A 22,453-nucleotide genomic window follows, 5' to 3' on the forward strand; every position below is an offset into this window, starting at 1 on the left:
ATTGGAAGCGCATTATAAGTTCATTCCAGCTCACAGTGAAATCAGATGTGTACGAAATCACATTTTTTGCCTTTGGGAAGAGTGTAGACCTTAAGCGGGGGACGGGATCTTCTTTCAGACTTATGGCATAATACGCGGTTTGTCATATCTCTTTTCAGGATACGCCTGTGTTAGTTTCCAGTAACGTCACCATGCAGTTCGGCAGTAAGCCGTTGTTTGAAAACATTTCCGTCAAGTTTGGCGGCGGCAACCGTTACGGCCTGATTGGCGCGAACGGTAGTGGTAAATCCACCTTTATGAAGATCCTTGGCGGCGACTTAGAGCCGACGCTGGGTAACGTTTCCCTCGATCCCAACGAGCGCATTGGTAAATTGCGTCAGGATCAGTTTGCCTTTGAAGAGTTCACCGTGCTGGATACGGTGATCATGGGGCATAAAGAGTTGTGGGAAGTGAAGCAGGAGCGCGACCGCATCTATGCTTTGCCGGAAATGAGTGAAGAAGACGGCTATAAAGTGGCCGATCTGGAAGTGAAATACGGCGAAATGGACGGTTACTCTGCGGAAGCTCGCGCTGGTGAACTGTTGCTTGGCGTGGGAATTCCAGTGGAACAGCACTACGGCCCGATGAGTGAAGTTGCTCCTGGCTGGAAGCTGCGTGTGCTGCTGGCGCAGGCGCTGTTTGCTGATCCGGACATTCTCCTGCTCGACGAACCGACCAACAACCTCGACATCGACACCATTCGTTGGCTGGAACAGGTGCTGAACGAGCGTGACAGCACCATGATCATCATCTCGCACGACCGTCACTTCCTTAACATGGTTTGTACCCACATGGCGGATCTGGATTACGGTGAACTGCGCGTTTATCCGGGCAACTACGATGAGTACATGACGGCGGCGACTCAGGCGCGTGAACGTCTGCTGGCTGATAACGCCAAGAAGAAAGCGCAGATTGCTGAGTTGCAATCTTTCGTTAGCCGCTTTAGTGCCAACGCCTCGAAATCTCGCCAGGCAACTTCGCGCGCACGCCAGATTGATAAAATCAAACTTGAAGAGGTGAAAGCCTCCAGCCGTCAGAACCCGTTCATCCGTTTTGAACAGGATAAGAAACTGTTCCGTAACGCGCTGGAAGTGGAAGATCTGACCAAAGGGTTTGATAACGGTCCCCTGTTTAAAAATCTCAACCTGCTGCTGGAAGTGGGTGAAAAACTGGCGGTACTGGGTACCAACGGCGTCGGTAAATCAACGCTGCTGAAAACGCTGGTGGGCGATCTGCAACCGGACAGCGGCACCGTAAAATGGTCTGAAAACGCGCGCATTGGTTACTACGCCCAGGACCACGAATATGAGTTCGAAAATGATCTGACCGTATTCGAATGGATGAGTCAGTGGAAGCAGGAAGGCGATGACGAGCAGGCGGTACGCAGCATTCTCGGTCGTTTGCTGTTCAGCCAGGACGACATCAAAAAGCCAGCGAAAGTGCTTTCCGGTGGAGAAAAAGGGCGGATGCTGTTTGGTAAGTTAATGATGCAGAAGCCGAATATTCTGATCATGGACGAACCGACCAACCACCTGGATATGGAATCCATTGAGTCGCTGAACATGGCGCTGGAACTGTATCAGGGCACGCTGATCTTTGTTTCTCACGACCGTGAGTTTGTAAGCTCCCTGGCGACCCGAATTCTGGAAATCACCCCGGAACGCGTGATCGACTTTAGCGGTAATTACGAAGATTACCTGCGTAGTAAAGGGATCGAGTAAGTTATTATCAGTAGCCCTGATATGGCCAGGGCTACTGAAACTGATGACAAATGCAAAATTGCCTGATGCGCTACGCTTATCAGGCCTGACAGTGTATCGCAATATATTGAATTTGCATGATTTTGTAGGTCGGATAAGACGGTCACGCCGCATCCGGCATGAACAAAGCGCACTTTGTCAGCAATCTGAGCAACACCGAACCTGCTTTCTTAACCTCACATCAATTCACTTCTACTAATCCATCACCTCTCAAACATCCATGCCCAGCGCGCGCTTACCGTGAATGTTCAGATCATCCAGCGTAAATCGGCCATCCCAGTTTGTTTCATAATCTTCTCGAGGGAAATCGCCCGGTGATGCCCCTTTTTCCAGTGCTTTCCTGACGTTATGCGCATAAGCCCGGTTTTTCTCACACATCGGCGCGGCAGGGATATACATCACGTTCCCCCAGCCTTGTTGATTATTTACCGGTGCGACGGAGTGGATCACGTCGCAGTGCCACCAGACGGAATCCCCCGCTGTAATAGCTGGAATGGAAGTGAGTGCTTTAATCAGTAGTGGATGCCATTTCTCTGAAATGGGCAGAACTTTGCCAGGAGCGACCCCACACAACTCATCGTCCGGTACGTCATCCAGCAGTGGGCGCAATAAAACATACGCCATCGCTTCCGGGATTGGCACCACATGCAATAATCCCTGTCCTGGTAACATATCGGAAAGCGCCGTCCAGCCTTGAAAAGTGCGGAACACCGAACATTTTGTGGTGTTATCCACCGTGTACTCTTCAACATCAGTACGGTATGCAGCATCCCACGGATCGTAATCGTCGACATTACCGTTGAAAACATGGGCAAAAACACGCTGATAAGCGGGTAATAACCAACGTTCCAGCGCCCCAGAATCAGTGTGTGCACCCAGACCTTTAGACGTCGTGCCTGGTGGGCGGCGGCGGATCCTGTCCGGATAGATCACGCTAATATCGGGATCAAACCACTGCCTGCCGTTGCTTTCAGACTTCCACAGGCGGTTAAGGAAAGATTGCACCGCCGCCATATTGTCACTTTGTCGCGCCTGCATTTGTGCCTGCGACCAGTAAATAGGGTAGATTTCAGGACGAGATGCCTCCAGCGATCCAAAGAAGCTGTCGCCGGGACCTTTATAAACATCATCAAAATGATTGGCATCAAGATAGTCAAGCATTGCGCGATCCCATGCCAGTGCCTGTTCGCGGGGGAAATGGCCTTTAATTACTGCACAGCCGCGACGTTTAATTTCATTGCGCGTGGCTTCACTCACTGTACCTGCTGCAACGTCGCTATATGGGACTTCCGGCCAAACCGGTAATCCTTGCCCTTTGAGGGCGTCTATTTCTGCTACACGTGCTTCGATTTTTGCAGAGAGTTTATCGAAGACCTGTTGTACATCGCCGATCTGTTGTCGCAGCTCCGCTTTCATCTTACGGATAGCCGTTTTCGCATCTGTTGGCAGTGTCTCATAGGTAAAAGTCATATCAACCTCACAGCTTTCGTTCGAAAGTAAAAATAGTTATGATTGATACTTTAAGTTAAAAATAAGTTAACGCAAGATGAAAATCTTGAGTAAGTGCACAAAGTGAGCAAAAAAGAGAGATGCCGGAACGATTGCTCCGGCCGGGAAAAGGTTACTTATTGAAAGGAGCGGTGTTATCCAGCACCGCCTGAATCACATTCAGCGCGCCTTGATGATTATTATCATCGGTAGCGTAACGGGAGATTTGTTTAATGTTTTCCGCAGCATTGCCCATCGCAAAGGAATAACGCGCCATTTTCAGCATCTCCGCATCGTTACCGCTGTCGCCAATCGCTACCACATTTTGCGGTGACAGATCCCAGCGTTTCAGTAACCGCGAAATACCATTCGCTTTATGCAGGCCAGGAATAATCAGGTCGATAAAGCCAAAACCACTGGTAACCGGCTTCATAATGCCGTCGAGCGCAACGTGCAGTTTGTCGACGACCAAGGGGATCTGCTCATCTGGCAGGTTGAGCGAAAATTTAAACAGCACATCGTCAATCTCCTGATAATCTTTTACAGGTTTCAGGCGATGGTAGTGTTTTGCCATCAGTGCGACAAATGCTTCGGGGGCATTTTCGCTGACATATGCACTTTGCAGACCGCAGGCGACAAAATTGAGTTGCTTATCTTTTAGCAATTCGCCAATAACAATCCGCGATTCATGTCGGGTTAATTCGCCGTGGAACAACTGCTTGCCATGTTCGTAAACCAATGCGCCGTTTTCTGCGACAAAAGAGATCTCATCCTTTAGCTCAGGAAAGAACGAAATAAGCTGGTAATACTGATTACCGCTGGCGACAACGAACTCAATGCCGCGCTTTTTAAGTTCCTGATACTGCGCCATAAAACGTGGTTGGTTGTACGTTTTGGCGTCGTTAAGAAAAGTACCGTCCATGTCTGTGACGATAACTTTTACGCTCATAGGTGTGCTCCTGGCTCGAAAATGAAACCGTAACAGTGTAATAACAATGTGACGCAGAGCACAAATTATATTTCGAATGAAAGTGAGAGCGGAATTGATGATGTGAATGATTTGGCCCGGCGACGACGCCGCCGGGCGAAGGAGATTACAGCATATGTTCAGTACGGGCGATGATATCGTCCTGTGCGTCTGGAGAGAGCGCGGTGAAGAAGGCGGAATAGCCCGCGACACGCACTACCAGATCGCGGTACTGATCCGGATGTTTTTTCGCTTCCAGCAGCGTTTCGCGGGAAACGATGTTGTACTGAATATGCCAGCCTTTATGCACCTCGAAGAAGGTGCGCAGCAGGATCATCAGTTTCTGCTTGTCAGATTCGTTCTCCAGTGTTGCTGGATTCAGTTTCTGGTTGAGCAACACGCCGCCGAGAATCGCTGCCGTAGGCAGTTTACCCACCGAGCCAATGACCGCAGTAGGGCCAAGATGATCAGTACCGGAAGCCGGGCTTGCGCCTTCTGCCAGCGGGGTGTGGGCTTTACGCCCGTCCGGTGTTGCCATAGTCTGCGCGCCAAACGGTACGTTAGCGGAGATAGACGACGTACCCGCGTAATAGTTGCCGCCAACCGGACCACGACCGTAGCGTGGGTTATGGTACTGTTTCAGTTCGTCGATATAGGTCTGATAAGCGCGAGCCAGCAGCGTATCGACGGTATCATCGTCGTTGCCGTACTTCGGCGCACCGTTAATCAGCCGCTGACGCAGTTGCTCATGAGTCAGGCCATCGAAGTCATCCGCCAGTGCGGCAGCCAGTTGTTGCTGACCAATCGCGCCCTGTTCAAACACCAGTTTCTTCACTGCCGCCAGGCTGTTGCCGAGGTTAGCAATGCCGACCTGCAGGCCAGAAACCCAGTCATACTTCGCGCCGCCTTGTTTAATGCTTTTCGCTCGCTCAATACAGTCATCCACCAGCGCCGAGCAGAGAATATCGTGCACGTTCTCTTCCAGCATGGTGTCGACGACATATTCGATTTCGATTGATTTGCGAGTGTAGTAACGGATTTGCGTATCCCACGCGTCCATTACTTCATCGAAGTTGTTGAAGTTACCCGCTGACAACGCTTTTTCTTGTGGCAGGAACACTTTGCCGCTGGTGGCATCACGACCGCCTTCCAGCGCCGCCAGCATCACGCGGGCGAAGTTGATAAAGCTCATGCCGGTGCAGCGATAGCCCCATTTACCGCCGACAGCGGTTTCGATACAACCAATCGCTGCGTAGTCGTAAGCGTCCTGCGGTTCAATACCGAGTTTAATAAATTCCGGGATGACGATTTCGTCGTTGTTGAACGCCGGCATCCCGAAGCCGCAGCGGATCACCTGTACGCAGGCATCGAGGAAATCGTTACTCATTCCCGCGTGGTAGCGCACGCTGAGGTTAGGCTGAGTGGAACGCAGGCGACCGCAGGATTCGAGGATTGCGTAAGAGAGTGGATTCACCGCGTCCATCGGCTGACCATCAACCAGATTTTGCCCGCCAATGGTGACGTTCTGATACAGCGGACTTCCCGCAGAGGCTTTTGAGTGCGAGCCGGAGCGGATCTTGTTCACTTCCAGCAGTTTCAGCCAGCAGCTATGTAGCATCTCGATGGCGTGTTCGCGATCCAGCGTCTGGTTCAGTTCAACGTCGCGGCGATAGTACGGGTAGAGATACTGGTCCATACGACCAAACGATACCGAGTGTCCGTTGGATTCGATCTGCAAAATCAACTGGATGAAGTAGCACAGTTGCAGCGCCTGCCAGAAAGTCTGCGGCGGCTGGTGGGCGATAAGGTCGCAGTTTTCGGCCATCGCCAGCAGTTCATCGCGACGGCTTTCGCGGGGTTCGGTAGCGGCCATTTCACGCGCCAGGGCAGCGAAACGTTCAATATGTTCACTGACCGCCACCAGCACGATATCAATCGCTTTCAGGAACTGCTCGCCGTGCAGATCTGCCAGTACCGTCAGATTGATGCGCGAGCGACGTTCCGCCACTTTCTCACGCAGACCATCAAGCCCTTTTTCCAGCAGTAGCGGGAAATTCACCGCCAGGTGCGCATCGCCGGAGGTCATATTACCTTCCGCTTTAATGATACCGGTCGCCAGCAGGCCTTTTTGCTCATCGGTAAACATGCCATAGCAGCGATCCTGTACGGTCTGACCGCGCCACCACGGGCACACTTCATGCAGAACGCGTTTGTTCTCTTCGCTCACCGCAAAACCTGCACCCGGACGATCCGCCAGATCATCAATCTCTTTTTCGATCCAGGAGACGGTATATTCCGGGAAGATCGGCGCGGCGCGAACTTCGCTTGCCTGGTTGCCGATGATCAACTCATCGTGCTTGATCCAAATAGTGCGATTCGCCAGGTGATGGGCCAGCGCCAGAGCGCGACGTACCGGGATCGGCTTATCGAGATGTTGTTGATACATCTCGGTATAGTGCTGCGCGCGCTCGGTACAGACCGGCGGTTTCACAATATTCACCAGCGCATTTTTGTGCGCTTTAATGCGGTCGCTGAGCGTGTCCAGTTTCAGTGTGGTCATGGTTGTTATCCTCGTAAGGTCGCGGTTAACCCTTTCTGGCAGGCATACTGCAGGGCAAAGTCGAGCAGTTCTGGCGCATCAAGCGGTTTTTCCGGGGCGTCATAGGGCAGATTAAGTAAGTGATATTTGTTGATGCCCAGCGTGTGGTAGGGCAGGAAATGAATTTCGCCGACGTGCAGCTCGTCGGCGGCAAAATCAGTAATGGCTTTCACAGAGGTTTCATCGGCATTAAAGCCCTGAATCAACGGCACGCGGATGATGATTTTTTTCCCCGCCGCTGCGAGTTTTTTCAGGTTATCCAGCACTCTGGCGGCGTTACCGTCGGTCCACTGTTTAAACGGCACGTCGGCAACGTGTTTTAAATCGGCAAGAAACAGATCGATATACGGCAGAGAAGGGGCGATGTATTTCCACGGCACATGCAGACAGGTTTCTACCGCAGTATGAATACCGGCTTCGTGGCTGGTTTGCAGTAGCCCCATCGCCATTTCCGGCTGCATAAACGGCTCACCACCGGAAAGCGTTAAGCCGCCGCCGCTGCGATCGTAAAACGGTTTGTCGCGCAGAACGGTCGCCATGATCTCCTCAACGCTTTTCACTTCACCACACACGGTTAACGCCTGTGTCGGGCAGCAGTCGGTTAACGCCGTCAGATGCTCCGGGGTTAACTTTTCCCGATGAATAAGCAAACCATTCAGCGCGCGCTCAATCGCTTCCGGCGCGGCCTTAGCGCACAGCTCGCAGCCTTCCAGGCACAGACGTGCGTCATACAGCAGATCCTGCGTGCGGGCGCGGCTTTCCGGATTCTGACACCAGCGGCAGCCCAGTGAACAGCCTTTAAGAAAAACGACCGTGCGGATACCGGGGCCGTCATGGGTCGAGTAGCGCTGAATATTGAAAATCATAGTTGCCTCTCTGTTTCGTTCAAACATTAAAATACTTTCGAATGAAAGTTAGATTGATGTGCGTCAACTGTTCAGAGAGTTTTCCCGTGATAGTCTACATTCAGACAAAAAGTACATTTTGAGGATGGTTATGGAACTGTATCTGGATACTTCAGACGTTGTTGCGGTGAAGACACTGTCACGTATTTTTCCGCTGGCGGGTGTGACTACTAACCCAAGCATTATCGCCGCGGGTAAAAAACCGCTGGACGTTGTACTTCCGGAGCTTCACGAAGCGATGGGCGGTCAGGGGCGTCTGTTTGCCCAGGTAATGGCTACCACTGCCGAAGGGATGGTGAATGATGCACGTCAACTGCGTTCTATTATTGCAGATATCGTGGTGAAAGTTCCGGTGACTGCCGAGGGGCTGGCTGCTATTAAAATGTTAAAAGCAGAAGGTATTCCGACGCTGGGAACCGCGGTATATGGCGCGGCACAAGGGCTGCTGTCGGCGCTGGCAGGTGCGGAGTACGTTGCGCCTTACGTCAACCGAATTGATGCTCAGGGCGGTAGCGGTATTCAAACTGTGACCGATTTGCACCAGTTATTGAAAATGCATGCGCCGCAGGCGAAAGTGTTAGCCGCGAGTTTCAAAACCCCGCGTCAGGCGCTGGATTGCTTACTGGCAGGATGTGAATCAATCACGCTGCCACTGGATGTGGCGCAGCAGATGATTAGCTATCCGGCAGTTGATGCCGCCGTGGCGAAGTTTGAGCAGGACTGGCAGGGAGCTTTTGGCAGAACGTCGATTTAACAGGACGTTCTGCATCCTCATCAATTGCTGATGAGTGGTGGAGTGCACCAAGGCTTGCCGCGCCTGGAAATCTGCGCCCGAACCGTAGGCCAGATAAGGCGTTCACGCCGCATCTGGCGTCTGGAGCAAATGCCTGATGCGACGCTTGTCGCGACTTATCAGGCCTGGGGCTGGCAATTACTGCCCGCACACCTCGCACCCCGGATTACGCATCAGTTTCATTTCGCGAAACTGGCAAGTCATCGCATCGTACATCACGATTTTTCCGTTGGCAGGTTTGCCATAACCTGCCAGCAGTTTGATCGCTTCCATTGCCTGCAACGAACCAATCACCCCGATCAACGGTGCCATCACGCCTGCTTCTACGCAGGTTAGCGCGTTCTCGCCAAACAAACGGCTAAGGCAGCGGTAGCACGGTTCGCCGTCCTGATAAGTGAAGACCGTGATTTGCCCTTCCATACGAATTGCCGCCCCGGAAACCAGCGGCACCTTTGCGGCAAAACAGCCAGCGTTCAATTGATTACGTACCGCAACGTTATCCGTGCAGTCGAGCACCAGATTGTGTTCAGCAATCAACGCAGCAAGCTCCGCGTCATCAAGCAACGCATTTACCGGCGTAATCGCGATATGTGGATTGATCCGCGCCAGTGCATCTCGGGCGGATTCCACCTTCGGTTGCCCGACCGTGGCATCACTATGCAGTGTCTGGCGTTGCAGATTTGAAAGCGAAACCGCGTCGAAGTCGAGCAGCGTCAGGTTGCCGACACCGGCGCTTGCCAGATATTGCGAGGCCGCGCAGCCGAGCCCACCCAGCCCGACGACCAGCACGCGAGAATCTTTTAATGCTTCCTGACCGTCAAAATCAAAACCACGCAGAATGATTTGCCGGTTGTAGCGCAGCATCTCCTGATCGCTGAGTTCTGCCATTACAGGCCTCCGAACAACGCGTTAAATGGTTCTACTTCCACCCATTCGCCCGCTTCTACATTGCCGCGCTCGCGCTCCAGTACGATAAAGCAGTTGCCGAGGCTAAAGGAGCTAAATATATGTGAACCCTGATGTCCGGTGGTCGTCACTTCCAGTTCGCCATCGGCGTTGCGTTGCAGCACGCCGCGCTGGAAATCAAGGCGTCCTGGCGATTTCTTCAGAGGCGATGCCGTGCGCACACGCTGGCGCGCGGGCAGGCCGCTGGCGGTATTGCCGCTTAGTTTTGCCAGCAAAGGCTGTACCAGTTGATAGAAGGTCAGCGTTGCTGAAACCGGGTTGCCCGGCAGGCCGCAGAACCAGCTATTGCTGAGTTTACCGAACGCGAACGGTTTACCTGGTTTAATCGCCAGCTTCCAGAAGGCGATCTCCCCAAGCTCTTCAAGAATGGTTTTGGTGTAATCCGCTTCACCCACTGAAACACCGCCGGAACTGATCACCACATCTGCCTGGCTATCGGCTTCAATAAAAGCGGCGCGCAGGGCATGGGGATCGTCGCGGATAATCCCTAAGTTGATTACCTCGCATCCCAGCTGTTCTAACATCAGGTGTACGGCGAGACGGTTGGTATCGTAGATTTGGCCGTCGCCCAGCGGCTGGCCTGGCAACTGGAGTTCATCACCGGTAGAAAACAGCGCTACACGCACTTTACGAATCACCGGAACTTCGGCAATCCCCAGTGAAGCAATTACTGGCAGCTCTGCGGTAGTCAGGCGAGTACCTACTGGAAAAACAACCGCACCCGCAGAAATATCTTCACCGCGACGGCGAATATTTTGTCCGCTACGCACTTCAGCGGTAAAACGCACGCCAGCGTCAGTCTGTTCTGTCTGTTCCTGCATGACCACAGCTTCACAGCCTTCCGGTACCGGTGCGCCGGTCATAATACGAATGCAGGTGCCCGCAGGCCATTCACCATGATACGGCTGACCGGCAAAGGATTTACCGGCAATGGGCAGCGGTTGCCCGGAGGCAATATCGGCTAAACGCACCGCGTAGCCGTCCATAGCGGAGTTATCAAACCCCGGGACATCCAGTGGCGAAACGACATCGCTCGCCAGAATACGACCAAAACACTGTACCAGTGGCAGCGTTTCCTGGGCGGTCAGTGGGGTAACGCGAGAAAGCATCTCATTAAGCGCGGTGTCGAGCGACATCAATCCGGTGGTAAATTCCATGAAAACACTCCTGCGGAGGCAAAATCGAATTTGCCTATTATGTCAGAAAAACGCCACAGACTGTATGCCACCTCGGGCGTAGCGCTGGCTCCTGCCTTTACATGCCATATCCATCTTTCTATATTCAAAAATTGAATGAGTAATTCATAAAAATTCTGATATTTATAGCAAAAGTGGCGAGCCACCCTTAATGGACGAATACTATGGGCAAAGCAGTCATTGCAATTCATGGCGGCGCAGGTGCAATTAGCCGCGCGCAGATGAGTCTGCAACAGGAATTACGCTACATTGAGGCGTTGTCTGCCATTGTTGAAACCGGGCAGAAAATGCTGGAAGCGGGCGAAAGTGCGCTGGATGTGGTGACGGAAACGGTGCGTCTACTGGAAGAGTGTCCACTGTTTAACGCCGGAATTGGCGCAGTCTTTACGCGAGATGAAACGCATGAACTCGACGCCTGTGTGATGGATGGTAACACCCTGAAAGCCGGTGCGGTGGCGGGCGTGAGTCATCTGCGTAATCCGGTTCTTGCTGCCCGGCTGGTGATGGAGCAAAGCCCGTATGTGATGATGATTGGCGAAGGGGCAGAAAATTTTGCATTTGCTCATGGCATGGAGCGCGTCTCGCCGGAGATTTTCTCCACGCCTTTGCGCTATGAACAACTCCTGGCAGCGCGCGAGGAAGGGGCAATGGTCCTCGACCATAGCGGTGCGCCACTGGATGAAAAACAGAAAATGGGCACCGTGGGTGCCGTGGCGTTGGATTTAGACGGCAATCTGGCGGCAGCCACGTCCACGGGCGGAATGACCAATAAATTACCCGGACGAGTTGGCGATAGTCCCTTAGTGGGCGCCGGATGCTACGCCAATAACGCCAGTGTGGCGGTTTCATGTACCGGCACGGGCGAAGTCTTCATCCGCGCGCTGGCGGCATATGACATCGCCGCGTTAATGGATTACGGCGGATTAAGTCTCGCGGAAGCCTGCGAGCGGGTAGTAATGGAAAAACTCCCTGCGCTTGGCGGTAGCGGTGGCTTAATCGCTATCGACCATGAAGGGAATGTCGCGCTACCGTTTAACACCGAAGGAATGTATCGCGCCTGGGGCTACGCAGGCGATACGCCAACCACCGGTATCTACCGTGAAAAAGGGGACACCGTTGCCACACAGTGATGAACTTGATGCCGGTGATGTGCTGGCGGTTGAAAATCTGAATATTGCCTTTAGGCAGGACCAGCAGAAAATAGCTGCGGTCCGCAATCTCTCTTTTAGCCTGCAACGCGGTGAGACGCTGGCAATTGTTGGCGAATCCGGCTCTGGTAAGTCAGTGACTGCGCTGGCACTGATGCGCCTGTTGGAACAGGCGGGCGGTTTAGTGCAGTGCGATCAAATGCTGTTGCGGCGGCGCACTCGCGAAGTGATTGAACTTAGCGAGCAGAGCGCTGCACAAATGCGCCATGTGCGCGGTGCGGATATGGCAATGATATTTCAGGAGCCGATGACATCGCTGAACCCGGTATTTACTGTGGGTGAACAGATTGCCGAATCAATTCGTCTGCATCAAAACGCCAGTCGTGAAGAAGCAATGGTCGAGGCGAAGCGGATGCTGGATCAGGTACGCATTCCGGAGGCACAAACCATTCTTTCACGTTATCCGCATCAACTCTCTGGCGGGATGCGCCAGCGAGTGATGATTGCGATGGCACTGTCATGCCGCCCGGCGGTGCTGATTGCCGATGAGCCAACCACCGCGCTGGATGTCACTATTCAGGCGCAGATCCTGCAATTAATCAAAGTATTGCAAAAAGAGATGTCGATGGGCGTTATCTTTATCACTCACGATATGGGTGTGGTGGCAGAGATTGCCGATCGGGTACTGGTGATGTATCAGGGCGAGGCGGTGGAAACGGGTAGCGTCAAACAGATTTTTCATGCACCACAACATCCTTACACCCGTGCGCTGTTAGCTGCTGTCCCGCAGCTTGGTGCGATGAAAGGGGGAGATTATCCCCGACGTTTCCCGCTCATATCGCTTGAACATCCAGTGAAACAGGAACCACCCATCGAGCAGAAGACGGTGGTGGATGGCGAACCTGTTTTACGGGTGCGTAATCTGGTTACCCGTTTCCCTTTGCGCAGTGGTTTGTTGAATCGCGTAACGCGGGAAGTGCATGCCGTTGAGAAAGTCAGTTTTGATCTCTGGCCTGGCGAAACGCTATCGCTGGTGGGCGAGTCTGGCAGCGGTAAATCTACTACCGGGCGGGCGTTGCTGCGCCTGGTCGAATCGCAGGGCGGCGAAATTATCTTTAACGGTCAGCGAATCGATACCCTTTCACCCGGCAAACTTCAGGCATTGCGCCGCGATATTCAGTTTATTTTTCAGGATCCTTACGCCTCGCTGGACCCACGTCAGACCATCGGTGATTCGATTATCGAACCGTTGCGCGTACACGGTTTATTGCAAGGTAAAGAAGCTGCTGCACGCGTTGCGTGGTTGCTGGAGCGCGTGGGTCTGTTACCTGAACATGCGTGGCGTTACCCGCATGAGTTTTCCGGTGGCCAGCGACAGCGCATCTGCATTGCTCGCGCGTTGGCATTGAATCCAAAAGTGATTATTGCCGATGAAGCCGTATCAGCGCTGGATGTTTCTATTCGCGGGCAGATTATCAACTTGTTGCTCGATCTCCAGCGTGATTTCGGCATTGCGTATCTGTTTATCTCCCACGATATGGCCGTTGTAGAGCGGATTAGTCATCGTGTGGCGGTGATGTATCTCGGGCAAATTGTTGAAATTGGTCCACGGCGCGCGGTCTTTGAAAATCCGCAGCATCCTTATACGCGTAAATTACTGGCGGCAGTTCCGGTCGCTGAACCGTCCCGACAACGACCGCAGCGTGTACTGCTGTCGGACGATCTTCCCAGCAATATTCATCTGCGTGGCGAAGAGGTTGCAGCCGTCTCGTTGCAATGCGTCGGGCCGGGGCATTACGTCGCACAACCACAATCAGAATACGCATTCATGCGTAGATAACATTCAGGCGGAGAATAAAATGGCAAGAGCTGTACACCGTAGTGGGTTAGTGGCGCTGGGCATTGCGACAGCGTTGATGGCATCTTGTGCATTCGCTGCCAAAGATGTGGTGGTGGCGGTAGGATCGAACTTCACCACGCTCGATCCATATGATGCGAATGACACGTTATCTCAGGCCGTAGCGAAATCGTTTTACCAGGGGCTGTTCGGTCTCGATAAAGAGATGAAACTGAAAAACGTGCTGGCGGAGAGTTATACCGTTTCCGATGACGGCCTCACTTACACCGTGAAATTGCGGGAAGGAATTAAATTCCAGGATGGCACCGACTTTAACGCAGCGGCGGTAAAAGCGAATCTCGACCGGGCCAGCGATCCGGCGAATCATCTTAAACGCTATAACCTGTATAAGAATATTGCGAAAACGGAAGCGCTCGATCTGACAACGGTAAAGATTACCCTCAAACAGCCGTTCTCCGCGTTTATTAACATTCTTGCCCATCCGGCGACCGCGATGATTTCACCGGCAGCGCTGGAAAAATATGGCAAGGAGATTGGTTTTCATCCGGTTGGCACCGGGCCGTATGAACTGGATACCTGGAATCAGACCGATTTTGTGAAGGTGAAAAAATTCGCGGGGTACTGGCAGCCAGGATTGCCCAAACTGGACAGCATAACCTGGCGTCCGGTGGCGGATAACAACACCCGTGCGGCAATGCTGCAAACCGGTGAAGCGCAATTTGCTTTTCCCATCCCTTATGAACAAGCGGCGCTACTGGAGAAAAACAAAAATATCGAGCTGATGGCCAGCCCGTCGATTATGCAGCGTTATATCAGCATGAACGTGACGCAGAAACCATTCGATAACCCAAAAGTACGTGAGGCGCTGAATTACGCCATCAACCGTCAGGCACTGGTGAAAGTGGCCTTTGCGGGATATGCAGTTCCTGCCACTGGTGTGGTGCCACCGAGTATTGCCTACGCGCAAAGTTATCAACCGTGGCCTTACGATCCGGCGAAAGCGCGTGAACTATTGAAAGAGGCGGGGTATCCCAACGGCTTCAGTACCACGCTGTGGTCATCACATAATCACAGTACCGCACAGAAAGTGCTGCAATTTACCCAGCAACAGCTAGCGCAGGTGGGGATTAAAGCCCAGGTAACGGCGATGGATGCCGGGCAGCGGGCGGCAGAAGTTGAAGGTAAAGGGCAGAAAGAGAGCGGCGTGAGAATGTTTTACACTGGCTGGTCGGCCTCGACTGGTGAAGCTGACTGGGCGCTATCGCCACTGTTCGCCTCGCAGAACTGGCCGCCGACGCTGTTTAATACTGCGTTTTACAGCAATAAGCAGGTGGATGACGAGCTTGCCCAGGCGCTGAAAACCAACGATCCGGCGCAAAAGGCGCGCTTGTATAAGGCGGCGCAGGATATTATCTGGCAAGAGTCGCCGTGGATCCCGCTGGTGGTCGAAAAACTGGTGTCGGCACACAGTAAAAACCTGACTGGTTTTTGGATCATGCCAGACACCGGTTTCAGCTTTGAAGACGCCGATTTGCAATAAGCAACGCAGGGAGTGGAATGCTTAATTACGTTATCAAACGCTTACTGGGACTGATTCCAACGCTGTTTATTGTCTCAGTGCTGGTGTTTTTGTTTGTTCATATGCTGCCCGGCGATCCAGCGCGATTGATTGCCGGACCAGAAGCCGATGCGCAGGTCATCGAGCTGGTGCGTCAACAACTGGGGTTGGATAAGCCACTGTATCACCAGTTCTGGCACTATATCACCAATGCCGTACAGGGCGATTTTGGCCTGTCGATGGTGTCGCGTCGTCCCGTTGCCAATGAGATTGCCAGCCGCTTCATGCCTACTCTATGGTTGACTATTACCAGTATGACCTGGGCGGTGCTGTTCGGCATGGGGGCTGGTATTATCGCCGCTGTCTGGCGTAACCGTTGGCCGGATCGATTAAGTATGACTATCGCGGTATCAGGGATTTCATTCCCGGCATTTGCGTTAGGAATACTGTTGATTCAGGTTTTCTCAGTTGAACTTGGCTGGTTACCCACCGTAGGTGCAGACAGTTGGCAGCACTACATTTTACCCTCCCTGACGCTCGGCGCGGCAGTGGCAGCCGTGATGGCGCGCTTTACCCGCGCATCGTTTGTCGACGTTTTAAGCGAAGATTATATGCGTACCGCGAGGGCGAAAGGGGTGAGCGAAACCTGGGTCATCCTCAAACACGGGTTACGCAATGCGATGATCCCGGTAGTGACCATGATGGGCTTACAGTTTGGCTTTTTACTCGGTGGTTCCATTGTGGTGGAGAAAGTCTTCAACTGGCCCGGACTTGGACGCTTACTCGTCGACTCCGTAGAAATGCGCGATTACCCGGTGATTCAGGCGGAAATTCTGCTTTTCTCGCTGGAATTTATTCTTATCAACTTAGTGGTGGATGTGCTTTATGCCGCCATTAACCCGGCTATCAGGTACAAGTAAGGATGCGAATATTTAACTGGCGACGTCAGGCGGTGTTAAACGCCATGCCATTGGTTAAACCTGACCAGGTACGTACACCGTGGCATGAATTCTGGCGACGATTTCGCCGTCAGCATATGGCGATGACCGCCGCATTGTTCGTTATTTTATTGATTGTGGTGGCCATTTTTGCACGCTGGATCGCTCCCTATGACGCCGAAAATTATTTTGATTATGACAATCTGAATAACGGACCTTCTTTGCAGCACTGGTTTGGCGTCGATTCACTGGGACGCGACATTTTCAGTCGTGTCCTGGTTGGTGCGCAAATCTCGCTGGCGGCGGGCGTGTTTGCCGTGTTTATCGGTGCGGCGATCGGGACGTTGCTGGGCTTGCTGGCGGGATATTATGAAGGCTGGTGGGATCGGCTGATCATGCGCATTTGCGATGTGCTGTTTGCCTTCCCGGGTATTTTACTGGCGATCGCTGTTGTTGCGGTGTTGGGAAGCGGCATCGCTAACGTGATTATCGCCGTTGCCATTTTTTCCATCCCCGCGTTTGCCCGACTGGTGCGCGGCAATACGCTGGTGTTGAAACAGCAAACCTTTATTGAGTCAGCACGCAGTATTGGTGCCAGCGATATGACCATTTTATTGCGTCATATTCTGCCTGGGACCGTCTCTTCTATCGTGGTGTTTTTCACTATGCGCATTGGTACCTCGATTATCTCTGCGGCCAGCCTGTCGTTTCTCGGCCTCGGCGCGCAGCCGCCGACACCAGAGTGGGGAGCGATGCTCAATGAGGCTCGAGCGGATATGGTTATCGCGCCGCATGTCGCTGTTTTTCCGGCCCTGGCTATTTTTTTGACCGTACTGGCGTTCAATTTGCTGGGGGATGGTTTACGCGATGCGCTGGATCCGAAAATTAAAGGATAGTTACGTTTGAATATTGCTTGAAAGGGTAATCACCTCACAGGAAATTATTACCCAAAGCAAGTGTTGTAACTTTCTGCTGATTTTGTAGAATCGGGTAATTTGGTTAAAAAGCCGCAGCGGGACTATTTTTGCAGCGGCACGGCGTTCAGATAGTTATTTTGTTAAATGTATTAACATGCTGAGTTTATACGAAAAGATAAAAATAAGGTTGATAATTTTATTTTTATTGGCAGCGCTGTCATTTATTGGTCTTTTTTTCATCATTAACTATCAACTGGTATCGGAACGCGCGGTAAAACGTGCCGATAGCCGCTTTGAACTTATTCAGAAAAACGTTGGCTATTTCTTTAAAGATATTGAACGTTCGGCCCTGACATTAAAGGACTCACTGTATTTATTAAAAAATACAGAGGAGATTCAACGCGCTGTGATCCTTAAAATGGAAATGATGCCATTTTTAGACTCGGTGGGACTGGTACTTGATAATAATAAATATTATCTCTTTTCGCGGAGGGCAAATGATAAAATCGCTGTTTATCATCAGGAACAAGTAAATGGACCGCTTGTCGACGAGTCAGGGCGGGTTATTTTTGCCGATTTTAACCCATCGAAACGACCGTGGTCTGTGGCTTCAGATGACTCTAACAACAGCTGGAATCCGGCATACAATTGCTTTGATCGTCCGGGTAAAAAATGTATCTCTTTTACGCTACGCATCAACGGCAAAGATCACGATTTGTTAGTGGTGGATAAAATTCATGTCGATTTAAACTGGCGATATCTGAACGAGTATCTTGATCAAATCAGCGCTAATGATGAAGTTCTATTTTTGAAACAAGGCCATGAGATCATTGCCAAGAATCAACTCGCTCGTGAAAAACTGATTATTTATAATAGCGAAGGCAATTATAATATTATTGATTCTGTCGATACTGAATATATCGAAAAAACATCAGTGGTGCCAAACAACGCATTATTCGAAATCTATTTTTATTATCCTGGCGGTAATTTATTGAACGCATCAGATAAACTTTTTTATCTGCCGTTTGCTTTCATTATTATCGTATTGCTGGTGGTTTATTTAATGACCACTCGTGTGTTCCGTCGGCAATTTTCTGAAATGACCGAGCTGGTTAATACGCTGGCATTTTTGCCCGACTCAACGGATCAAATCGAGGCTCTGAAAATTCGCGAAGGCGATGCGAAAGAGATTATCAGCATCAAAAATTCGATCGCGGAAATGAAAGATGCCGAAATTGAACGGTCAAATAAATTGCTCTCACTGATCTCTTACGATCAGGAAAGCGGTTTTATTAAAAATATGGCGATTATTGAGTCCAACAATAATCAGTATCTGGCTGTGGGGATCATCAAACTGTGTGGTCTGGAAGCCGTGGAAGCGGTGTTTGGTGTTGATGAACGCAATAAAATCGTCAGGAAATTGTGTCAGCGAATTGCCGAGAAATATGCGCAATGCTGCGATATCGTGACATTTAATGCCGATCTCTATTTACTTCTGTGCCGGGAAAATGTACAGACATTTACCCGTAAAATAGCGATGATAAACGATTTTGACAGCAGCTTTGGCTACCGCAATCTGCGCATCCATAAGTCTGCCATTTGTGAACCGTTGAAGGGAGAAAACGCCTGGAGTTACGCAGAAAAACTGAAACTGGCGATTTCCAGTATCCGTGACCATATGTTCTCAGAGTTTATTTTCTGTGATGACGCGAAACTCAACGAAATAGAAGAGAATATTTGGATTGCGCGTAATATTCGCCATGCAATGGAAATTGGCGAACTATTCCTGGTCTATCAACCGATCGTTGATATTAACACCCGCGCCATTCTGGGGGCGGAGGCGTTGTGCCGTTGGGTGTCTGCGGAGCGGGGGATCATTTCACCGCTGAAGTTCATTACCATTGCTGAAGATATCGGGTTTATCAATGAGCTGGGTTATCAGATTATTAAAACGGCAATGGGTGAATTCAGACATTTTAGTCAGCGTGCGTCGCTGAAGGACGGTTTCTTACTGCATATTAATGTTTCGCCCTGGCAGTTAAACGAACCACACTTTCATGAGCGTTTTACCACCATCATGAAAGAAAATAGCCTGAAGGCTAACAGCCTCTGTGTTGAGATCACTGAAACTGTGATCGAGCGAATTAATGAACATTTTTATCTCAATATTGAACAACTGCGTAAACAAGGGGTACGGATATCGATTGATGACTTTGGCACCGGTTTGTCAAACCTGAAACGTTTTTATGAAATTAATCCAGACAGTATAAAAGTGGACTCGCAATTTACCGGCGATATTTTCGGTACTGCGGGGAAAATTGTGCGCATTATTTTCGATCTGGCACGCTATAACCGGATCCCGGTGATTGCGGAAGGCGTAGAGAGCGAAGACGTTGCGCGCGAATTAATCAAATTAGGATGTGTTCAGGCTCAGGGGTATCTGTACCAGAAACCCATGCCATTCTCCGCCTGGGATAAAAGTGGAAAATTAGTAAAAGAGTAGTTTACGTATGTCCAGAATCAATAAGTTCGTACTTACAGTCAGTCTGCTGATTTTTATCATGATTTCAGCAGTTGCCTGCGGGATCTACACTCAAATGGTAAAGGAACGGGTGTATGGCCTGAAACAGTCCGTTATTGATACTGCTTTTGCGGTGGCAAATATTGCTGAATATCGGCGTAGCGTGGCAATTGATCTCATCAACACGCTAAATCCCACGGAGGAACAGCTGTTGGTTGGCTTGCGCACAGCTTACGCCGACTCGGTTTCACCCTCTTATTTGTACGATGTCGGTCCTTATCTGATTTCCAGTGACGAATGTATTCAGGTAAAGGAGTTCGAGAAAAATTATTGTGCAGATATTATGCAGGTTGTTAAGTATCGACATGTCAAAAATACAGGGTTTATCTCTTTTGACGGTAAAACCTTCGTCTATTACCTCTATCCGGTAACTCACAATCGCAGTCTGATATTTTTGCTTGGTCTGGAGCGTTTTTCTTTACTGTCAAAATCGCTGGCGATGGATAGCGAGAACCTGATGTTCTCTCTGTTTAAGAACGGTAAACCGGTGACCGGTGATGAATATAATGCTAAAAACGCCATCTTCACCGTTTCGGAAGCAATGGAGCACTTCGCCTATTTGCCGACCGGATTGTACGTATTTTCGTATAAAAAAGACGTTTATTTTCAGGTATGTATGTTGATTATTTTCTTTGCTGCATTGGTGGCAGTGATATCGGGTGCTAGCTGCCTTTATCTGGTGCGCAGAGTGATTAATCGTGGCATTGTGGAGAAAGAAGCCATTATTAATAACCATTTTGAACGCGTCCTGGACGGTGGGCTTTTCTTCTCGGCTGCCGATGTCAAAAAACTCTACAGTATGTATAACTCGGCGTTTCTGGACGACCTGACCAAAGCAATGGGCAGAAAATCCTTTGATGAAGATTTAAAAGCCCTGCCGGAAAAAGGGGGCTATCTGTGTCTTTTTGATGTCGATAAATTCAAAAACATTAACGACACCTTCGGTCATTTGCTGGGCGATGAAGTGTTGATGAAAGTGGTGAAAATCCTTAAATCACAAATCCCGGTAGATAAAGGTAAAGTCTACCGCTTCGGCGGTGACGAATTTGCGGTGATTTATACTGGCGGAACGCTGGAGGAGTTGCTATCGATTCTAAAAGAAATCGTTCATTTCCAGGTGGGAAGCATTAATTTAAGCACCAGTATCGGTGTAGCGCATTCAAATGAATGTACTACCGTCGAACGCTTGAAAATGCTGGCGGATGAGCGGCTGTATAAGAGTAAGAAAAACGGCAGGGCGCAGATTAGCTGGCAGTAATCTTTATTCGCAGGCCGGACAAATGATTTTGCCCGGCCTGAATTAATTAAACCCGGCTACCCCACAAATCGTACTCATCGGCGTGCTCGACTTTCACACGCAGGATATCACCCGGCTTAACGTTGGTTTCACCATTGAGATAAACCGCACCGTCGATTTCCGGTGCATCTGCCATGCTGCGACCAATCGCGCCTTCTTCGTCCACTTCGTCGATAATCACCAGAATTTCACGGCCCACTTTCTCTTGCAGGCGCTCGGCGGAAATCTGCTGCTGCAGCTGCATGAAACGGTTCCAGCGTTCTTCTTTCACTTCTTCCGGAACCTGGTCAGGCAGGGCATTGGCGTCTGCACCTTCAACCGGGCTGTACTTAAAGCAGCCAACGCGATCCAGACGTGCTTCTTTCAGGAAATCGAGTAGCATCTGGAAATCTTCTTCCGTCTCGCCAGGGAAGCCGACAATAAAGGTTGAGCGCAGGGTCAGTTCCGGGCAGATTTCGCGCCACTGTTTGATGCGCGCCAGTTGGCGATCTACAGAACCCGGACGCTTCATCAGTTTGAGAATGCGCGGGCTGGCGTGTTGCAACGGGATATCCAGATACGGCAGGATTTTGCCTTCCGCCATCAGTGGGATGACGTCGTCCACGTGTGGATAAGGGTAAACGTAGTGCAGACGTGTCCAGATCCCCAGTTTCGATAACTGTTCACACAGGCTGACCATGCTGGTTTTTACCGGCTCGCCGTTGTGGAAGCCAGTACGATGTTTAACATCGACGCCATAGGCGGAAGTATCCTGCGAGATCACCAGAATCTCTTTAACGCCCGCATCAACCAGTCGTTTCGCTTCACTTAACACTTCGCCAATCGGACGGCTCACCAGATCGCCGCGCATAGACGGAATAATGCAGAAGGTGCAGCGGTGGTTACAGCCTTCAGAAATTTTCAGATAGGCATAATGACGCGGCGTCAGTTTCACACCTTGTTCTGGCACCAGGCTCAGGAACGGGTTGTGTTTCGGTTTTGGTACGTAGTGATGAACGTGCTCAAGAACCTGCTCATAGCTATGAGGCCCGGTGATTTCCAGCACTTTCGGGTGGACTTCGCGGATCTGATCTTCTTTCGCCCCCAGACAACCGGTCACAATGACCTTGCCGTTTTCATTCAACGCTTCGCCAATGGCTTCCAGTGATTCTTGTACCGCGCTGTCAATAAAGCCGCAGGTATTGACGATCACCATGTCCGCATCGTCATAGCTCGGTACCACGTCATAACCTTCGGTGCGTAGTTCGGTGAGAATACGCTCTGAATCGACAAGGTTTTTCGGACAGCCAAGGGAAACAAAGCCGATTTTCGGCTGGGGAGTTACTTTGCTCATAGCTTAAAAAATATTCAGTTACAGGAAAGGTCAGGGCAGGGATTCTACAGAGTTCTGGATAAAATTTGTATCGCAATCTCATTCGCTGGCGGAGGCGAAGGAAATGTAAA

The 22,453-nt window shown here is 50.9% G+C and carries 16 protein-coding genes; 9 read left to right on the plus strand and 7 right to left on the minus strand.

Annotated elements, in window-relative coordinates; genetic code table 11:
* Nucleotides 1-167 precede the first annotated feature (167 nt).
* Nucleotides 168-1,760, plus strand: coding sequence for an ABC-F family ATPase (locus QUE74_RS04870; protein ID WP_000961449.1), 1,593 nt, complete (start codon nucleotides 168-170; stop codon nucleotides 1,758-1,760).
* Nucleotides 1,761-2,009: 249 nt separating this feature from the next.
* Here QUE74_RS04870 and QUE74_RS04875 read toward each other — a convergent pair whose 3' ends face one another.
* From QUE74_RS04875 to QUE74_RS04890, 4 genes are all read right to left on the minus strand, one after another.
* Entirely contained in the window at nucleotides 2,010-3,269 is a 1,260-nt protein-coding gene (locus tag QUE74_RS04875; RefSeq protein WP_000144777.1) for a DUF1479 domain-containing protein, read from the minus strand.
* A gap of 151 nt (nucleotides 3,270-3,420) precedes the next feature.
* Nucleotides 3,421-4,236, minus strand: a complete 816-nt coding sequence (gene ybiV, locus QUE74_RS04880; RefSeq protein ID WP_000114262.1) for a sugar-phosphatase YbiV — start codon at nucleotides 4,234-4,236, stop codon at nucleotides 3,421-3,423.
* Nucleotides 4,237-4,381: 145 nt separating this feature from the next.
* Complete coding sequence (locus QUE74_RS04885) at nucleotides 4,382-6,814, minus strand: glycyl radical protein (RefSeq protein ID WP_000209385.1); 2,433 nt, start codon at nucleotides 6,812-6,814, stop codon at nucleotides 4,382-4,384.
* Nucleotides 6,815-6,819: 5 nt separating this feature from the next.
* The gene (locus QUE74_RS04890; protein ID WP_001353332.1) at nucleotides 6,820-7,719 is read right to left on the minus strand and encodes a glycyl-radical enzyme activating protein; all 900 of its coding nucleotides are present in this window, start codon (nucleotides 7,717-7,719) and stop codon (nucleotides 6,820-6,822) included.
* 130 nt (nucleotides 7,720-7,849) lie between these two features.
* Here QUE74_RS04890 and fsa point away from each other — a divergent pair, with 130 nt between their 5' ends.
* Entirely contained in the window at nucleotides 7,850-8,512 is a 663-nt protein-coding gene (gene fsa, locus QUE74_RS04895) for a fructose-6-phosphate aldolase (RefSeq protein ID WP_001354867.1), read from the plus strand.
* Between the two features lie 177 nt (nucleotides 8,513-8,689).
* Here the strand turns inward: fsa and moeB are convergent, their stop codons facing one another.
* Complete coding sequence (gene moeB, locus QUE74_RS04900; protein ID WP_000829228.1) at nucleotides 8,690-9,439, minus strand: molybdopterin-synthase adenylyltransferase MoeB; 750 nt, start codon at nucleotides 9,437-9,439, stop codon at nucleotides 8,690-8,692.
* Nucleotides 9,439-10,674: a molybdopterin molybdotransferase MoeA gene (moeA, locus tag QUE74_RS04905; RefSeq protein WP_000397339.1), complete on the minus strand. Its 1,236-nt coding sequence runs from the start codon at nucleotides 10,672-10,674 to the stop codon at nucleotides 9,439-9,441. The genes moeB and moeA overlap by 1 nt, the downstream gene beginning before the upstream one ends.
* A 203-nt stretch (nucleotides 10,675-10,877) precedes the next feature.
* Between moeA and iaaA the strand changes: the two genes are divergently transcribed.
* From iaaA to QUE74_RS04940, 7 genes are all read left to right on the plus strand, one after another.
* Nucleotides 10,878-11,843: a beta-aspartyl-peptidase gene (gene iaaA / locus QUE74_RS04910; RefSeq protein WP_000513794.1), complete on the plus strand. Its 966-nt coding sequence runs from the start codon at nucleotides 10,878-10,880 to the stop codon at nucleotides 11,841-11,843.
* A complete protein-coding gene (gene gsiA / locus QUE74_RS04915; protein ID WP_001354869.1) occupies nucleotides 11,830-13,701 on the plus strand; it encodes a glutathione ABC transporter ATP-binding protein GsiA in 1,872 nt (623 codons plus the stop codon). The genes iaaA and gsiA overlap by 14 nt, the downstream gene beginning before the upstream one ends.
* 19 nt (nucleotides 13,702-13,720) lie before the next feature.
* Nucleotides 13,721-15,259, plus strand: coding sequence for a glutathione ABC transporter substrate-binding protein GsiB (gene gsiB / locus QUE74_RS04920; RefSeq protein WP_000090170.1), 1,539 nt, complete (start codon nucleotides 13,721-13,723; stop codon nucleotides 15,257-15,259).
* A gap of 17 nt (nucleotides 15,260-15,276) precedes the next feature.
* A complete protein-coding gene (gene gsiC, locus QUE74_RS04925; RefSeq protein WP_000936027.1) occupies nucleotides 15,277-16,197 on the plus strand; it encodes a glutathione ABC transporter permease GsiC in 921 nt (306 codons plus the stop codon).
* A 2-nt stretch (nucleotides 16,198-16,199) separates the two neighbouring features.
* Nucleotides 16,200-17,111 (plus strand): glutathione ABC transporter permease GsiD, encoded by a 912-nt coding sequence (gsiD, locus tag QUE74_RS04930; RefSeq protein ID WP_001218008.1) that lies wholly within the window; start codon nucleotides 16,200-16,202, stop codon nucleotides 17,109-17,111.
* A 175-nt stretch (nucleotides 17,112-17,286) separates the two neighbouring features.
* Nucleotides 17,287-19,635, plus strand: a complete 2,349-nt coding sequence (locus QUE74_RS04935; RefSeq protein WP_000950339.1) for a sensor domain-containing phosphodiesterase — start codon at nucleotides 17,287-17,289, stop codon at nucleotides 19,633-19,635.
* A 7-nt stretch (nucleotides 19,636-19,642) separates the two neighbouring features.
* On the plus strand, nucleotides 19,643-20,971 hold the full coding sequence (locus tag QUE74_RS04940; RefSeq protein ID WP_000086878.1) for a GGDEF domain-containing protein: 1,329 nt from the start codon (nucleotides 19,643-19,645) through the stop codon (nucleotides 20,969-20,971).
* A gap of 46 nt (nucleotides 20,972-21,017) precedes the next feature.
* On the opposite strand, the gene rimO is transcribed toward QUE74_RS04940, so the two are convergent.
* On the minus strand, nucleotides 21,018-22,343 hold the full coding sequence (gene rimO / locus QUE74_RS04945; protein WP_000049367.1) for a 30S ribosomal protein S12 methylthiotransferase RimO: 1,326 nt from the start codon (nucleotides 22,341-22,343) through the stop codon (nucleotides 21,018-21,020).
* Nucleotides 22,344-22,453 lie beyond the last annotated feature (110 nt).

Origin of the sequence: Escherichia sp. 10290 (assembly GCF_030295155.1) — a bacterium.
Taxonomy (GTDB): domain Bacteria; phylum Pseudomonadota; class Gammaproteobacteria; order Enterobacterales; family Enterobacteriaceae; genus Escherichia; species Escherichia coli_F.

Excerpts from the sequence above, each read along its gene's own strand:
- QUE74_RS04875 (WP_000144777.1), bottom strand. The coding sequence starts at position 3,269 with ATGACTTTTACCTATGAGACACTGCCAACAGATGCGAAAACGGCTATC.
- ybiV (WP_000114262.1), bottom strand. The coding sequence starts at position 4,236 with ATGAGCGTAAAAGTTATCGTCACAGACATGGACGGTACTTTTCTTAAC.
- QUE74_RS04885 (WP_000209385.1), bottom strand. The coding sequence starts at position 6,814 with ATGACCACACTGAAACTGGACACGCTCAGCGACCGCATTAAAGCGCAC.
- QUE74_RS04890 (WP_001353332.1), bottom strand. The coding sequence starts at position 7,719 with ATGATTTTCAATATTCAGCGCTACTCGACCCATGACGGCCCCGGTATC.
- fsa (WP_001354867.1), top strand. The coding sequence starts at position 7,850 with ATGGAACTGTATCTGGATACTTCAGACGTTGTTGCGGTGAAGACACTG.
- moeB (WP_000829228.1), bottom strand. The coding sequence starts at position 9,439 with ATGGCAGAACTCAGCGATCAGGAGATGCTGCGCTACAACCGGCAAATC.
- moeA (WP_000397339.1), bottom strand. The coding sequence starts at position 10,674 with ATGGAATTTACCACCGGATTGATGTCGCTCGACACCGCGCTTAATGAG.
- iaaA (WP_000513794.1), top strand. The coding sequence starts at position 10,878 with ATGGGCAAAGCAGTCATTGCAATTCATGGCGGCGCAGGTGCAATTAGC.
- gsiB (WP_000090170.1), top strand. The coding sequence starts at position 13,721 with ATGGCAAGAGCTGTACACCGTAGTGGGTTAGTGGCGCTGGGCATTGCG.
- gsiC (WP_000936027.1), top strand. The coding sequence starts at position 15,277 with ATGCTTAATTACGTTATCAAACGCTTACTGGGACTGATTCCAACGCTG.
- gsiD (WP_001218008.1), top strand. The coding sequence starts at position 16,200 with ATGCGAATATTTAACTGGCGACGTCAGGCGGTGTTAAACGCCATGCCA.
- QUE74_RS04935 (WP_000950339.1), top strand. The coding sequence starts at position 17,287 with ATGCTGAGTTTATACGAAAAGATAAAAATAAGGTTGATAATTTTATTT.
- QUE74_RS04940 (WP_000086878.1), top strand. The coding sequence starts at position 19,643 with ATGTCCAGAATCAATAAGTTCGTACTTACAGTCAGTCTGCTGATTTTT.
- rimO (WP_000049367.1), bottom strand. The coding sequence starts at position 22,343 with ATGAGCAAAGTAACTCCCCAGCCGAAAATCGGCTTTGTTTCCCTTGGC.